The sequence below is a fragment of the Deltaproteobacteria bacterium CG11_big_fil_rev_8_21_14_0_20_42_23 genome, from assembly GCA_002796345.1.
Taxonomy (GTDB): Bacteria; UBA10199; UBA10199; order 2-02-FULL-44-16; family 2-02-FULL-44-16; genus 1-14-0-20-42-23.
Map to the genome: position 1 here is coordinate 1 of PCXC01000011.1, position 14,916 is coordinate 14,916.

The 14,916-nt window shown below is 42.6% G+C and carries 18 protein-coding genes; 5 read left to right on the forward strand and 13 right to left on the reverse strand.

The features are described 5' to 3' along the window. On the forward strand, positions 1 to 83 hold an 83-nt coding region (locus tag COV43_01480), incomplete at its 5' end, for an IS5/IS1182 family transposase (protein PIR26420.1). A gap of 2 nt (positions 84 to 85) precedes the next feature. Here the strand turns inward: COV43_01480 and COV43_01485 are convergent. From COV43_01485 to COV43_01520, 8 genes are all read right to left on the reverse strand, one after another. Then, the gene (locus COV43_01485) at positions 86 to 346 is read right to left on the reverse strand and encodes a hypothetical protein (GenBank protein ID PIR26421.1); all 261 of its coding nucleotides are present in this window, start codon (positions 344 to 346) and stop codon (positions 86 to 88) included. 262 nt (positions 347 to 608) lie between these two features. Then, positions 609 to 1,880 carry a glucose-6-phosphate isomerase gene (locus COV43_01490; protein PIR26422.1) on the reverse strand — a complete coding sequence of 424 codons (1,272 nt, stop codon included), beginning with the start codon at positions 1,878 to 1,880 and terminating at the stop codon, positions 609 to 611. A 145-nt stretch (positions 1,881 to 2,025) separates the two neighbouring features. Further along, positions 2,026 to 2,883 carry a pseudouridine synthase gene (locus COV43_01495; protein ID PIR26423.1) on the reverse strand — a complete coding sequence of 286 codons (858 nt, stop codon included), beginning with the start codon at positions 2,881 to 2,883 and terminating at the stop codon, positions 2,026 to 2,028. Next, on the reverse strand, positions 2,702 to 3,667 hold the full coding sequence (scpB, locus tag COV43_01500) for an SMC-Scp complex subunit ScpB (GenBank protein PIR26424.1): 966 nt from the start codon (positions 3,665 to 3,667) through the stop codon (positions 2,702 to 2,704). The genes COV43_01495 and scpB overlap by 182 nt, the downstream gene beginning before the upstream one ends. After that, positions 3,668 to 4,468 carry a segregation/condensation protein A gene (locus tag COV43_01505; GenBank protein ID PIR26425.1) on the reverse strand — a complete coding sequence of 267 codons (801 nt, stop codon included), beginning with the start codon at positions 4,466 to 4,468 and terminating at the stop codon, positions 3,668 to 3,670. Between the two features lie 15 nt (positions 4,469 to 4,483). Further along, entirely contained in the window at positions 4,484 to 5,482 is a 999-nt protein-coding gene (gene trpS, locus COV43_01510) for a tryptophan--tRNA ligase (GenBank protein ID PIR26426.1), read from the reverse strand. Positions 5,483 to 5,500: 18 nt separating this feature from the next. Continuing rightward, positions 5,501 to 6,166 (reverse strand): site-2 protease family protein, encoded by a 666-nt coding sequence (locus COV43_01515; GenBank protein ID PIR26427.1) that lies wholly within the window; start codon positions 6,164 to 6,166, stop codon positions 5,501 to 5,503. A gap of 67 nt (positions 6,167 to 6,233) precedes the next feature. Beyond that, positions 6,234 to 7,157, reverse strand: coding sequence for a site-specific tyrosine recombinase XerD (locus COV43_01520; protein ID PIR26428.1), 924 nt, complete (start codon positions 7,155 to 7,157; stop codon positions 6,234 to 6,236). A 54-nt stretch (positions 7,158 to 7,211) separates the two neighbouring features. Here COV43_01520 and COV43_01525 point away from each other — a divergent pair, with 54 nt between their 5' ends. Then, the gene (locus COV43_01525) at positions 7,212 to 7,997 is read left to right on the forward strand and encodes a hypothetical protein (protein ID PIR26429.1); all 786 of its coding nucleotides are present in this window, start codon (positions 7,212 to 7,214) and stop codon (positions 7,995 to 7,997) included. A 33-nt stretch (positions 7,998 to 8,030) separates the two neighbouring features. Then, positions 8,031 to 8,645 (forward strand): tRNA (guanosine(46)-N7)-methyltransferase TrmB, encoded by a 615-nt coding sequence (gene trmB / locus COV43_01530; protein ID PIR26430.1) that lies wholly within the window; start codon positions 8,031 to 8,033, stop codon positions 8,643 to 8,645. Between the two features lie 118 nt (positions 8,646 to 8,763). Here trmB and COV43_01535 read toward each other — a convergent pair whose 3' ends face one another. Next, a complete protein-coding gene (locus tag COV43_01535; GenBank protein PIR26431.1) occupies positions 8,764 to 10,491 on the reverse strand; it encodes a hypothetical protein in 1,728 nt (575 codons plus the stop codon). Here COV43_01535 and COV43_01540 point away from each other — a divergent pair. Continuing rightward, a complete protein-coding gene (locus COV43_01540; protein PIR26432.1) occupies positions 10,423 to 11,403 on the forward strand; it encodes a hypothetical protein in 981 nt (326 codons plus the stop codon). The genes COV43_01535 and COV43_01540 overlap by 69 nt on opposite strands. A gap of 53 nt (positions 11,404 to 11,456) precedes the next feature. Beyond that, entirely contained in the window at positions 11,457 to 11,669 is a 213-nt protein-coding gene (locus COV43_01545; protein ID PIR26433.1) for a hypothetical protein, read from the forward strand. 45 nt (positions 11,670 to 11,714) lie between these two features. Here COV43_01545 and COV43_01550 read toward each other — a convergent pair whose 3' ends face one another. From COV43_01550 to hflX, 4 genes are read right to left on the reverse strand one after another with little or no spacing between them, the layout of a single operon-like run. After that, a complete protein-coding gene (locus tag COV43_01550) occupies positions 11,715 to 12,392 on the reverse strand; it encodes an octanoyltransferase (GenBank protein ID PIR26434.1) in 678 nt (225 codons plus the stop codon). Then, positions 12,393 to 12,989, reverse strand: a complete 597-nt coding sequence (locus COV43_01555; GenBank protein PIR26435.1) for a hypothetical protein — start codon at positions 12,987 to 12,989, stop codon at positions 12,393 to 12,395. Positions 12,990 to 12,998: 9 nt separating this feature from the next. Continuing rightward, entirely contained in the window at positions 12,999 to 13,613 is a 615-nt protein-coding gene (locus tag COV43_01560; GenBank protein ID PIR26436.1) for a hypothetical protein, read from the reverse strand. A 32-nt stretch (positions 13,614 to 13,645) separates the two neighbouring features. Continuing rightward, positions 13,646 to 14,905 carry a GTPase HflX gene (hflX, locus tag COV43_01565; GenBank protein ID PIR26437.1) on the reverse strand — a complete coding sequence of 420 codons (1,260 nt, stop codon included), beginning with the start codon at positions 14,903 to 14,905 and terminating at the stop codon, positions 13,646 to 13,648. Positions 14,906 to 14,916: the final 11 nt, after the last annotated feature.

The following is a 14,916-nucleotide window of genomic DNA, read 5'->3' on the forward strand; positions in this document are numbered from 1 at the left end:
GTATCTTCAGTCGCTTTGAAAAGCTCGACATCATGTTCATTGGCTTTATTCTTTTCGTGCTTATCGTGGAGGGTCTTAAATAGTGTTAACACGCCCTAAGTGTAACCGTAGTATTGTTAATGGTAACGTCATCGCTAGAAGTTGGAACAGCATCTCCACTCCAGTTTGTCGCAGATTCCCACAAACCATTTCCCGCACCTCCATCCCAACTAATGCTATCAGCCAAAGCAGAAGACGAAAGACAAAATACCACAATAAAACCAAATGAGAGTGTAAGCAATTTTCTCTTTAGCATCTGAAAAGACGAAGGGTGTCTCTGTAAAAAATTTGAGTGGCATTTTCTCATGAACTTTCCATCCCCCTACTTTTCTCAAAAGTTCTGAAATGACTCAGGAAAGTATACTTCATCCAAGCTCCAAAATGAACATGTCTTTTCTTATTTTGATCTTTTTGTTTCACATTTGAGGAATTAATGATTACAAATTTATCATTTTGATAACTTAATGGTAAAACCGTATAAAAATCAGGGGGCTAGGCTTAGGGGAAAGAATGCACTCCCGCTAGAAAAGGTGGGGACTAAAGTCAGCATTGAAAAAAAAGAAGAGCGCTTATTTGCTCTGGAGATACTCCTCCGTGAGTTTTTTTGCGAGTTCTACTCCAGGCTGGTTGAAGGGATTGATGTCATGAAGAGCACCCGAAAGTGCCGTGGCCATTTCATACACCATAAACAGTCCGCCAAGGCTTTTGGCATCTAGCCTTGCCAGCTTCACACATATATTAGGGCGGTCAACTTTTCGCAAAGCCTCTGCTACCGCCATTTGCTGGGCATGAAGAATTTCTGAAAGCTTTTTTCCTTCAAGAGGAAGTGAAAATGGTGAGATGTTTTTTATTTGTGTTTCTTCCACTGCAAACTGTTCAAGCTTGAAAAACGTAAACACTTTGTCGTTTGGCCCCTCCATAAACAATTGCAATTGCGAATGCTGGTCGGTAGCACCTAAGGCTTTGAGTGGAGTTTGCCCTTTCCCTTCTTTGCCCAAACTTTCTGCCCACAGTTGAATATACCAATCTGCAAACAACGAAAGCTTATCGGTATACGGAAATAAAACTGAAATGTGTTTTTGTTTTTTGGTATTCAGCAAAAAATGAATGCGCGCTACGTTACACGCATCGTACGCATACTCTTGCTGCGCATAATCTGCTCCGTCAAGCAACGCATCAATGTCAACACCCGCAACTGCAGCGGGGAGAAGCCCCACCGGCGAGAGCACGGAAAATCTTCCCCCCAATTGGCTGGGCACAACAAACGAACGAAGCTGATGTTCATCTGCAAATGCACGCAATTTTCCTTGCCTTGCATCGGTGCAGAGCAGCACATGTTCTTTCCATTCTGCTGGAAGTTTCGTTTGCAACTGTTGCATTACCAAAAGTAATTGCGAAATGGTTTCAGTAGTTCCACCTGATTTTGAAACCACATAAAAACACGTTTTCTTGAGATCGAGTTTATGCAGCAAAGGATAAAAAGTAGATGGATCAATGTTATCGCACACCACAACACGAGTTGATACAGATGAAAACAAAGCATCGTTATCAGTTAATGCTGAAAGCAAACATTTTGTACCAAGCGCTGATCCGCCAATACCAAGAACTACAAGCGTGCTGAATTTTTCTCGTACTTTTGTTGCAATACGTTTTATTTCGGCCAGTTCATCACGTTCATGAGGCGCGCGAAGAAAAGAAGCCTCTCCACTTTTTTCCCAGACTTGTAATTGTTGTTGCGCTTTGGAAAGTTCCACTTCACTTACTTGCCATTCAGCTTGGCTGATCCCATGCGCTTCGCCCACGTGTTCTGCAAAAATATTCTTGATGTCGAATTGAATCATGTTTCACCTTTAGGATGTTTTGTGTTCGGTTTTTTTCATTTCGTTGTCCATGATTGTCATCCTGAGTGAAACGAAGGATCTCCTTAAAATGACATAGATTCTTCGCATACGCTCAGAATGACAGCACGTTAGGAGAGGAGGAAAATCACAACATATTTTTAAGTGACGCGATTTCTTTAGCATTCAAAAAACGCCAAGCGCCTTTTTTGAGGCGTCCAATTTTGAGTGAGCCCACTGCAATGCGGCGAAGACGAATCACCGGATGGCCAACGGCATCGCACATGCAGCGAAGCTGACGGTTTTTTCCTTCTCGAATAGAAACTTCAATCCAAGAATGTTCTTCCCCTTCTCGTACTGACGAAACTTTTGCCGGTAGAGTTTTTCCATCTTCAAGCTCAACACCTTGGCGCAACTCATCTAATGTATGTCTGCTAGGCTTTCCCGAGACTTTGATTTGATAGGTTTTCCAGAACTCATGCTTTGGATGCGTGAGGTGTTGGATAAAATCACCATCATCCGAAAGCAACAACAAGCCTTCAGTTTCGAAATCTAACCTGCCCACAGAATTGAGCGAGTTTTTAAATTTAGAAAGATGATCCCAAATAGTATTTCTTCCTTTTGGATCTGATTTTGTCACCAGACAAAGTGGTGGTTTGTAAAAAGCAACGTAGGTAAACCGCTTAGGCAACGTTAAATTTCTGCCGTCGAGTTTTACGTGATCTTTGCTGGGATCAACTTGAGTTGCCAATTTGGTAATGACGGCACCGTTTAAAATAACGCGGCCTTTTTCAATGGCTTCATCAGCTGCTCTGCGCGACAACTCAGTGGTAAGAGCTATCAGACGGTTCAGTCTCATCGTTTGCGGCAGATTCATCTTCGGCATGGGAATGTGTTGATTCCGCTTCTGATGCGACGGAGTACTCTTCTTCTTGGGCTGATAAACTCTGTTCTTCATGACTTTGTTTTCCACTTTTTTCTTCCCCCTCGTCATCGAGTTTAACATCCTTGAATTGTTCCTTTACTACGGGATGTGTAAAAATGTCTTTTTCGAGTAAGCGCACAGATTTTAACGTATAATCAAGATCTGCAATGGCTTCTTCATCTTCTTCTTCACTTATTTCTAATTGCGAAATCACTTCGGTTTCTTCTTCACCTTGCTCAATCACTTCGGTTTGCTCTTCATCATCGTCACCATCACCTGATAGCAGCTCCATTTGCCGTCCGGTGCCTTCTTCGGTGAGCACTTGTTTCTTCTGCATTATTTCTTGAATTTCAGAAAGACTTGGCAAGGCTTTTAAATCGGAAAGATCAAATAATTCCAAAAATGTTTTAGTGGTTCCATACAACAACGGCTGACCCGCTTCGTCGCGCTTACCCACAATTTTCACCAAGTCTTTTTCAAGTAAAGTTTTGATGACACCGCCAGAATCAACTCCGCGCACATCTTCAATTTCTGAACGAATACAAGGCTGCTGATAAGCAATGATAGCAAGGGTTTCCAAGGCAGCTGGTGAAAGCCTTGTTGGCTTTGGAAGATTTAAACGCTTCAAGGCATCGGCACATTTTTCTTTTGAACGAAACTGGTATCCACCTGCAATTTTTTTGAACTGAATCCCTCGCGCTGGATTTTCATTGTAACTTTGCTCAAGCTCATCCAACACTTCTTTCACTTCATCTCTTGAAACACCTTGATCTTCCAAAAGATCGGCAAGGCGTCTGTCGCTTAAAGGTTCTTCGGAAACAAAAATATAGGCCTCAATCAGAGAACAGAGTTCTTGCTTTTCCATTTAGCTTTCCTCACTTTTTACGGAACCATATTCATCAACTTGAATTTTCATTCGCTCTTCTTCAGAAATTTTTTCAACTGAACCACGAAGGTAAATAGTGCCGCCGCGTTCAATTTGGTAGAGCTTAATCATTTTAAGACGGCACATTTCCAACAACGATAAAAAAGTAATGATGACATCGTACACATCAAACACATCGGTTAAAATTTCTTCCATAGTGGTGGTGGCATCTTTTTGAATGCGATCCATCAGCTGATAAATGCGAGCATTGACGCTAATGCGATCGAGTCCAACGCCGTGAAATTTTTTCTCGGGGACACGCGCAATAAGTTTTCCAAACGCCTCAAGCAATTCGTAAATATCAACTTCGAGTGGACCATCATGCGTGGGCTTCACTCTTTCAGGACTTTGCGGAAGAAAAACATCGCGACCAAGCTGGGCGCGGCCTTCCAGCTGATTGCCAGCTTCTTTATATTTTTGATACTCCAGCAAACGTTCCACAAGACTTGCGCGTGGATCATTGCCTTCATCTTCAAGCACACCCTGCTCTTCAATGGGAAGCAACAAGCGCGATTTGATGTGCGCCAGTTCAGAAGCCATCAGCAAAAACTCACCCGCAAAATCAATATCGATGTCTTTAATCTCTTCGATGTACTTCATATACTCTTCAAGTACGAAGGTGATGGGAATGTTGTAGACATCGATGTCATTTTTTTTGATGAGGTGAAGCAAGATATCCAGCGGACCTTCGAAAGCATCTAAATTGACGCGGTAATCTTGAGCAAATTGAGTAGCTTCCATAGTTTCCTCTTAACACTAGGTGTAGTGAAGTCCCACCTTTTCTTTCACTTTTTCTAATGTGGCTTCTGCGCTTTCACTTGCCTGCTTTGAGCCAGCGCTAAGCATTTGAAGCAACTCTGCTTCTTTTCCGTCCCACTTTTTACGCTCTTCCCGTATGGGATTCCAGAACTTCAGCGCATTGGCAATACATTTCTTTTTGCAGTCCACACAGCCAATTTTGGCACTTCTGCAATCGGCATCTACTTCGGCGCGTTCTTCATCTGGTGTAAAAAGACGATGATAATCATAGAGCCGGCACTTGTCCGGATCTCCAGGATCTGCGCGTCTTTGCCGTGCAGGGTCTGTGATGGTGGCCATCACTTTTTTACTCATCTCTGTTTCGTCATCAGCAATGTAGATGGCATTGCCAAAACTTTTCGACATCTTTCTGCCGTCGATGCCAGGCACTCGAGGAGTTTTGGTAAGCAACGCTTCAGGTTCCACAAAAATATTTTCAGCCTTCAAGACAAAGTGAAAACGCCTGATAATTTCTCGCGACAACTCAATATGCGCTAGCTGATCTTCACCCACCGGAACACAAGCCGCACCATAAAGCGCCACATCAGCCGTTTGCAAAACAGGATAGCCCAAGAAACCGTAGGTATCCAAATCTTTGCCTTCCATTTGCAGCTTCATGTCTTTGTAGGATGGAACACGTTGCAACCACGAAAGCGGCGTAATCATAGAGAGGATAAGGTGAAGCTCGGCATGTGCTGTTACAAACGATTGCAAAAAGAGAGTAGATTTTTTGGGATCAATGCCCACAGCCAGCCAGTCTTTCAGCACTTCTTTCACATTGCTTTGAATGTCACTCACATCTTCATAAGCTGTAGTAAGGGCATGCCAGTCGGCGATAAAAAAGAAGCAGTCAAATTTTTCTTGAAGCTCAACCCAATTCTTAAGTGCACCAAAATAATTTCCCCAATGCAATTTTCCGGTTGGCCGCATGCCACTGACAAGTCGTTTTTTCTTCATTCTCTTCCCATCTCTTTTTTAAGGTAACATCCACTTCGCCACCACGAAAACTGGAATCAGCACATAGCGCAATAAACCTGCAATAAAAAGGACTAACAAAATAACCATTCCATATCGTGAAAACTGATCAAAGCCGTGCACCATGCGTTCTGGAAGCAGGCCTCTTAGCACAGCACTGCCATCTAAGGGAAAGAAAGGCAGCATGTTGAAGGCAGCAAACAAGAGATTGATGATCACTCCCATTTCTAAGATAGATTTAATGCCAATGAGAACCGAAAAAGAAGTTGTGCCAGATTCAGGAAACGTTGAAAAAACTTGCGGAATCAAGGCCAAAAGCGCCCAAGACAAAGCTGCGCAAACACTTGCCACAACGATGTTTGAAAGCGGTCCAACCGCTGCAATCCACAAGTGATCTTTACGCGGATTTTTGAGTCTATTTCCATTTACCGGAACAGGCTTTCCCCATCCGATAATCGGAAAACCGGTCAAAATCCCAAAAATGGGCAAGAAGGCAGTTCCAATCACATCCATGTGCGGCAGCGGATTCAACGTAACGCGGCCCAAGTCTTTTGCCGTACTATCGCCAAAACGATTGGACATCCATGCATGTGCCGTTTCATGAACAGAAAGCGAAAACAAAAAAAGCGGATAAAAGAGGAACAATTGTATGATTCTATCGTGCATAGGCTGCAGGGTTTACGGTTAAGCACTTGATTTGTCAATGCTTCTCGTCTGCGGGAGAAAGGCCTTCTCACCCGCGTGGATGGAATTTTTTGTGGAGGGCTTTTATGTGTTTCTTGGAGACGTGAGTGTAGATTTGCGTGCTAGCGATATCGGCGTGGCCCAAGAGCAATTGGAGCGAGCGCAAGTCGGCTCCGTTTTCCATCATGTGTGTTGCGAACGAGTGCCGCAAGATGTGAGGTGTAACGCGTTTTGTGATGCCCGCAAGCTTTGCATATTTTTTTACCAACATCCACAAACGTTGACGAGTTAAGGTTTTCCCGCCTCTTCCTACAAACACCGCATTGGTGCTTTTGCCCTTCAAGAGTTGTGGCCTCTCTTTTTCCAAATAGGCCTGCAGGGCTTTGATGGACTCTGAACCCAAAGGCACAAAACGCTCTTTGTTGCCTTTTCCTGTTGGCCTCGCCCATCCCGACTGAAAATCAATTTGCTCCAGCGAAAGGTTCACCATTTCTGAAATACGCATGCCACTGGCGTAGAACACCTGAAGAAGTGCAGCATCCCGCAAACCCAGGTGGGATCTGGTGTCTGGAGCATTGAGTAATGAATCGACTAGATCTGGCGACAAAATTTCTGGAATCTTAAAAAGAAGTTTTGGCGACTCCAAAAACTGGGCGGGATCGTGTTGCAAAACAGAAGTATAGCGCAAAAACTGAAAAAAACTTTTCAGCGACGAGAGAATGCGCGCTTGCGATCTGGCTGAAATATTTTTTTTATGCAAGCTCAGCAAAAAAGCCAAAAGATGTTCGCTTCCAATTTCTTTTGGCGAAGTAAGTTTGTAGGAAGAAAGCACCGTGATAAAATCAGCAATGTCTTTTGAATAAGCAAGAATGGTATTCTGTGAAAATCTTTTCTCCAGCTTGAGGTAATCCACAAAATCATCCAAAAGCTGATCAAAGCTCAATACAAGTTGTTCTTGCTTTTGCGTCATCATCACCCCAAGGGAATCGTGCTTGAACTTTGAACAGGCCTACTATATCACAACGCTATGAAAACAATAAAATCATTTAGAGATGGATTGGCCTATTTTTTCAAAGGTTTTCATTATTTTGCCAAGCACAAAAAACTTTTTCTCTACGCCATTATTCCTACGCTTATCAATCTTGCTCTCATGAGTGTGCTCATTAGCTACTTCACCGATTTTTTCAACACGGCTTATCATATTTTGATCGACCTTTTGCCTTCATTCAACGTGAACATCGAAACCGCTTGGCTTGCACATTTGCTGTCGGCACTCATTTGGTTTGCAAAACAAATCATAAAACTTTTGATTTTGCTTTTGAGCATTCTTTTCCTCTTTTTGTTTTTTTATATGGCTGGACTTATTCTTTCATCACCATTCAATGATGCTCTATCAGAAAAAGTGGAAGAAATTGAACGCGGAAAAAATGAAACGCCCTTTTCTTGGGAACGGCTCGCCATCGACTCTCTAAGAGCCATCAAAAATGAAAACATTAAAACAGTAATCTTTTTGCTTATTCCACTGGTTTTGCTGCTGATTGCTTTTATTCCAGTATTGGGTTCCCTTCTCTATCCCTTTATTACCGCTGCTTTCTCGTCATTTGATTTTGGGTTTACGTATGTCGATTTGCCCATGGCGCGAAAAGGGTATCCTCTTAAACAGCGTCTCTCTTTTTCACTTCAGCACAAGTGGAGCATTATGGGTTTTGGCTCGTTTCTGCTCATTCCTTTTCTCAATTTTTTCCTCATGCCTGCTATGGTGGTGGGAGGAACACTTCTGTTTCTGGAACTTTCCGAAACAGATCAGCCTTGACAAAAACAGCAAAGCTTGGTTTTCGCTGCCAAGATGATTTGCCCTCGCTTTCACGAAAAAACTTCCAAAGAACGCAAAGAGCAGCTTTACTGCTATCCTGCCGGCCTCGATATTTCACCTTCCAAAAAAGTGATTGTTGAAATTGGACCTGGACGTGGTGATTTTTTGTGGCATCTCAGCAAAAGCAACCCTGATGCGATTGTGGTGGCAGTTGAAATAAAAGGGAAACGCAGCGCAAAACTCATTACAAGAAGTCAGCAACGAAAACTTGATAATATTGTGATTGTGCAAGGAAATGCGAAACAGGCCTTACCCGCATTTTTTCCATTAGAATCTATTTCTGAATTACACGTAAACTTTCCTGATCCATGGCCAAAAACAAAACACAGAAGCAATAGACTGTTGCAAAGAGATTTTTTATTGAGCTGCATTGAACGGTTGAAGAAAGAGGGAGAATTCTTTTTTGCTACCGATTACGAAGACTATGCAAAATCAGTTGCAAAACTTGTGAGCACCCTTCCAGCATTTAAAACTTACTACGAAGAGCGCATCGTCCAAGAAGCAGAGCACGCCTTTCCTACTTTCTTCTTTGAAAAGTGGAAGCAAATGGGCCGCAGTTTTTATTATCAGCGCTATCGAAAAGTGTGACGGCAATTCTCCCCTCTTAAATTAAGAGGGGCTGGGGGAGTTATGATTTTCGAGTGTGAAAAAACAATAACCCCACCTAACCTCCCCTTAATCTAAGGGGAGGGATAAAAACTTTTCATCACGGTAAAACGTTTTCATTTTCTTCATTCAACTTCGGCAAAAGTTTTAGCGCTTCATACATATTTCTCTCGAGCCTGTCTGGATCGTAAGCGGTTACCACAAGGTCTTCGTAGACAGTTCCATCTGGAGAAAGAAGTAAAACGGTTGGCCATCCTACTACTTTATATTTATCGATCACGCGTTTCACTTCTTCTGTTTCAGTGGTGGCATCAACGCGGATCATCACAAACTTTTCACTTAAGCTTGCAATGTCCGAACGTGAGAAAAACTTTTTTTCCAATGCCAAACAAGGAGGACACCAATCGGCGTAGAAATCAATGACAATGGGCTTTTGCAAGTCGCGCGCTAATTGCAAACCTTCTTGCTCTGAAGAAATCCAATGCACCATTTGCACTTGAGTTTGTCCAAAAAAACGGTTCGGAGTATAACCAACAAGCACTCCAAAATAGTACAATGCTGGCAACAGCAAAATCAGTCCCAGAAGCCTTTTCACCCACACCATCCAAGGTCCATTTTTAAGCGCATTGCTCACACTTGCCGAAAAAATACCCAAAAGCAAAAACAGAAGCCCCATTCCAAAACCGTAAACGACAAGCATGACAAAACCTAAGAGGTAACTTTTTTGCAACAGCACATAGGTGAGAATGGCAGCAATAACTGGCCCAACACAAGGTGTTGCTATAATACCGGTTCCAAGCCCTGCCAGGAAAGCACCGCAAATACCGCTTCCCCCAAGTTGATGTAAAAAGTGATGGAGTTTTTGGGGTAAGCGGAGGTGAAACAAGCCCAACATAGAAAGACTCATCGTGAGAAACACAATCACAATCAACGCCAAGAAAAACCTGCTCTGAAAAAGAAACCCCAAATTTTTTCCCAGCAAGGCTGCCATCATTCCTAAAACTGCATAAACCAAAACCATACCGCACACTAAACTGAAGGACAGCAAGGCATTGCGCTTCAAGCTTGATTCGGGGTGAATACCCACCACCAAAAGTGTTACCGGAATTAATGGCCAGACGCAGGGTGTAAGCGAGGTGAGCAAACCAGCTAAAAAAACCACTAAAAGCGTTAGCCCCATTCCGTGCTGAGTGAGGGTTGAGAAGCGTTCTGCGTCGAGGAGATTCCAAAAACTTGGAGCTTCGTCAGAGCGTTTTATTTCGTTTTGGCTTTGTGATGAATCTCGAGTTTGCGCATTCAAAACAGTGATGAAAAGGGAAAGACTGCGCGACTCTGGCCTCAAGCACAATTGCGGAGTACAGCCCTGCAACTCAAGCCCCATCACAAGTTCCCGTTTTCCCACTTCTAAGTCTTCGGGAATGTGGCCAGTGATACGAATGACAGCTCTTCCCGTATACACCAGAGATTGCTTTCCCAAAAAAGGATCTTCGTGTGATGTTGCGGTGGGATAAGCAATGTCATCAATTTGAACACCTTCTAAGGTTTCGAAAAAAACTTCGGTTTTATCGGCATAGACATAATGATCTTCTGGCATATCGATAACGAGGTTCGCCTCAAACTGGCTTCCGGTCTCAAGATACAGATGTGACTGATCGAGGTAGGCGTTAAAGGGCGAGTCTGGAATAAGCGCCGCCCGAGCCAGATAAGACGAGAAAAGAACCACCAGCAGCACTAGATATTTCAGGGATTTCATCATGAAATGCTCTCCAATGTTATAATTTACTTGAAGTCTCGCTGTATTGGCTTTAACATGAGAAAAATCAACCATTTACAGAGGGCTTTCGTTTACATGAATTCTGAGAACAAATACATTATCAAGGCAGCCTTCACGATTGCAAGTAAAACCAATTCAAGTGCAGTATTTATCCATGCCGATCCCCTTGATGATCTGATTTATGATGAAAAATTTCTAAAGAAAAAAATTAAACTGTTTTTCATTTCCAAAAAGAAGAAACTTGAAAGTCCCGAAAATGATCTTTTCCTTTCTGAAGCAAAGGCAACCATCACCGTTCCCAAAATTTCACTCACAAGGCTTTCACTGATTAAAGTTGTCACCACACTTGCCATGTCGCAAGAGCTTATCGAGCCTGGTGAGAAAATTGTGTTTGCCGTTGGACAAGCCGAAAACAATAAACTTGATCTGATTCAAATTGTGGATACTTCGAAAGAGTCTGAAATTATCATTGGAAAAAACTTTTCCAAAATTAGCCACGCTGCAAATCCTGAAGTGTTTCAAGCAGTCCTAAACCTTGCCATCGAATTGGCTGATAAGGGCCGTGAGGGAAAACCGGTGGGCACTATCTTCGTTATTGGAGATCATGAAAAGGTGCTTCAGTTTTCAAAGCAAATGATTATGAACCCTTTCAAGGGCTACGACGAAGAAGACAGACATGTCCTCTCAAACCAGCTTAAAGACACCATTAGAGAGTTTTCTGCCTTAGATGGCGCTTTTATCATCAGTGATGACGGCACTTTGCTGACCGCCGGAAGGTACCTAGGAGCCGCCATCGACGATTCCAATTTGCCCCGAGGTTTGGGCAGCAGACACCAGGCAGCTGCCGGAATTACCAGCTTGACGAATGCGGTGGCCATTGCTATCAGCGAGTCCTCTGGCGATGTCCGCATTTTTAAAGGTGGAAAAGTGGTCATGCACATTGAAAAGGCCCCCTCTAAAAAGTAAGGCTTTCGGCACAAATCTTAAGAAGGCACACCATCCACGAAGGAGAAACAAAGATGTTGAAGAAACTTGAAAGCATGAAATTTGACCGAAGACTTGTAGAGCGACAACTTCGCGACACTACCCTTACCGAAAAAGAATACAGCGCTTACCTTAGCAAATTAGAAGACGACGCGGAAAACGTTACCTACGTTGAATTTGAGCACAACTCAAATGGAAGTGACGATGGCGAACTTGGCGAGCTTACTTTTACTCCAGTTTCACTCTAAGAATACTCAACATTTCAAAAGAAAAGCAGCTTCGTGCTGCTTTTTTTATTTGTGCTGACACTTTTTTCCTTCTTCAGTAAACACCGCCCTCACTTGCTTTATGATTTCCTTTTTCACTTCCTCTTCACTTGGAGTGTTTTCTTTCAGCTGCATTTTTAAAGAAGTAATTCCTCGTTCCGCAATACCGCACGGAACAATGTGACGATAATGCAAAAGATCTGGATCAACGTTAAATGAGAATCCGTGCTGGGAGACACCTTGCACAAAGTTAAGACCAACAGCTGCGATTTTATTTTGCCCAATCCAGAGACCCGGATATTCAGGATCTCTGCGGCCTTCCACTCCAAAATGCTGCAGTGTTCGAAGACACACTTCTTCAACGGCGCACACAAAATCTTTAACGCCCTTTTTGGTAGAATGAAGGGAAAAAATAAAGTAGCCCACAATTTGCCGTGGACCGTGATAGGTAATTCTTCCACCTCGATTTGACTTGATGATGTCGATGCCATCACTACGAATTTCATCTTCAGAGGAAAGAAAGTCTTCAGCCGAATCTCTTCGGCCCATAGTGTAGACGGGAGGATGTTCAACCAGAAGAAAAGTATCGGGAATTTTGTTGGAAATTCTAAGCGCGCGTAATTCTTCTTGGAGATCCCAAGCCTTTTGGTATTCAAGCACACCCAAATCTTTGCAGTCTATCACCTTGCCTCCAACACCAAACATTTACGACATTTCTTTTTTCTTTTTTACATTGTGCTTCAAAATTTTTAAACCCGTGATGAAATACTGCAAGGCACTTAAGGCAATAAGACCTGCGGAGACAAAAAGGAAAAGCTGAAAAGCAAAAACATATTCAGACGAACCTAATTGCAAAAACGGCTTCCACCAAAAAATAAGTCCAAGCACGGCCGTTGAAAGTTGAAACAACGTTGCAAATTTACTGGTGAGTACGGGTTCGTAGCGAAAAGAAATTTTGTTGCGTTCAAGATAATAAATCCCACATAAAATAAAAAAATCCCTCGTAAAAGCGATGGCAAAAAACCACCAAGGCAAAATGCCAACGATGGTCAGCAAAACAAAACACGATTCTACTAAAAGTTTATCCGCAACAGGATCTAGAATAGCTCCAAGTTTTGAAGGTTGTTTCAAAAGTCTTGCTACTGTTCCATCAATCAGATCGGTAAACCCGGCGATGGCAAAACACAAAACCGCATAAAGATGCTCGGAAAGAAAAAACAAAAGAACAAAAACTGGAACCAGCGCAAGTCGTGAAAGCGTCAGCATATCAGCTATTGTATATTTATGTTTCATGGCGCGCATTATAACCTCTCACTTTATTTTGACAAGTCTCTTTACAGCATCAAAGCAAGACTTCCGAGAGGAAATCTGGAAGGCTTCTTCTTCTGAAACATGAACTGCCTGAGCAAGGCTTTTTTCTTTCTTTGCCATTGCAGTACTTGTGGTGGAAAGCAAGCATGTTGCTTCGGTATAAACAGAGATTCTGAAGTCTCTGGACCTTTCTTTTTTCTTCAATTTTGCCTCGCAGCTGATGAGACTGTTCATGTTTGGAGCTAGGGGAAAAGCAAATGAAAGCAAAAGTTCACGCGGCATTTCGTCTACTTCTTCCGCATATCTTTGAAGTGCATTTTTGTATTTATAGACAGCCGCTAACGCAGATTTGGAAACAGTTTGCGGGAAACTTCTTTTTTTATCTTCACTTAGTGCCGCAGCTATTCCCTGCTCGCAGGCATTGTAAACTGGTGAAAGGTTTCCATCGAAGTTGGCTTTAAATATTTTTTGAATAAGGCCAGGTGAAGCAAGTTTATGTTGTTCAAATATCTGCGCCACGAAAAAGGTATTGGCATCTTGAGGTTGTGCTAAAAGAGTATGAGGTGAGCAAAAAAGAAAAACAATAAAACAAAAGAAATGTAAAAAAAGTTTCATAAACGTTTTTCGGCCTCAAGGGGCCCTAGTTTTTACTGCTGGACTTGGATAAATGCTTTGTACTTGCCTAAAAATTTTTCTTGAAGATCACATTCAACTTTTATCCCCTTTTCAAGGCGCTCAACTTTTTTTACAAAGGCTAGCTCGTAAAGATGCGAGAGGATATCTCCTCTCTCGTAGGGAATAAAAAGTGAAGTAGCAAGAAATTCTTTTCGCAAAGCTTTATCCAGCGTTTCTAAAAGATGACTTATGCCAGTACCTTCCAGAGCAGAAATACATTCAACATCTTGCGGACAATGGAACTCATCCAACGTATCCACTTTGTTGTAGGCCAAAACTAAAAGTTTTTTTGAAAGCTGAAGCTCTTCAAGCACCTTCGACACCACTGCAATGTGATCTTGATACCGATGATGTGACACATCAACCAAGTGCAAAAGCAAGTGCGCATTTCGAACTTCTTCAAACGTGGCTTGAAATGCGTCCACCAATTGATGCGGCAATCGGTGGATGAAACCTACAGTGTCTGCAAGTAAAACAATTCTTCCTGAAGGAAGTTTCAGTTTTCTTACGGTAGGATCGAGGGTTGCAAAAAGTTTATCTTCAACCAACACATCGGCCTTGGTAAGCGACTTCATGAGGGTTGATTTTCCGGCATTGGTATACCCAACAAGAGAAATGAGAGGAAGCGGAACTTTATCTCTTCTTTTGCGATGAAGTGTTCGGTGTTTTCGCACCTCCTTCACTTCACGCTTGAGTTGTGTAATTCTTTCTCGAATGCGTCGGCGATCTTGCTCTAGCGCTGTTTCTCCTGGGCCTCTTGTTCCAATTCTCCCCACCTGTTGCGACAAATTTTTTCCACTGCCCACAAGACGCGGTGCTAAATATTCAAGTTGCGCAAGCTCAACTTGCAAGCGCCCTTCTTTTGTTTGTGCTCGCATGGCGAAAATATCGAGAATCACTGCCGTTCGGTCTAAGACACGAACGCCAAATTCATTTTCCAAGTTACGATTTTGCACAGGGCTTAACTCATCATCAATCACCACAAGGTCAAGATGATGTTCTTCGCAAAGGTGTTTGGCTTCTGCTACTTTTCCTTTTCCAATAAAAGTAGCGGGATGAATTTGTTTCAGTTCTTGGGTAATGGTAAAAACTGTTTCTCCACCTGCTGTGGAAACAAGATTTTTAAGTTCTTCAAGAGAAAACAGCATGTCCTCTCTTTTCATATTTGGTTTTCCAACACCAATGAGAAGAGCCTTTTCTTTCATCACTTCGCTTTTAAGATGAGACATCATCGTAAGTAATT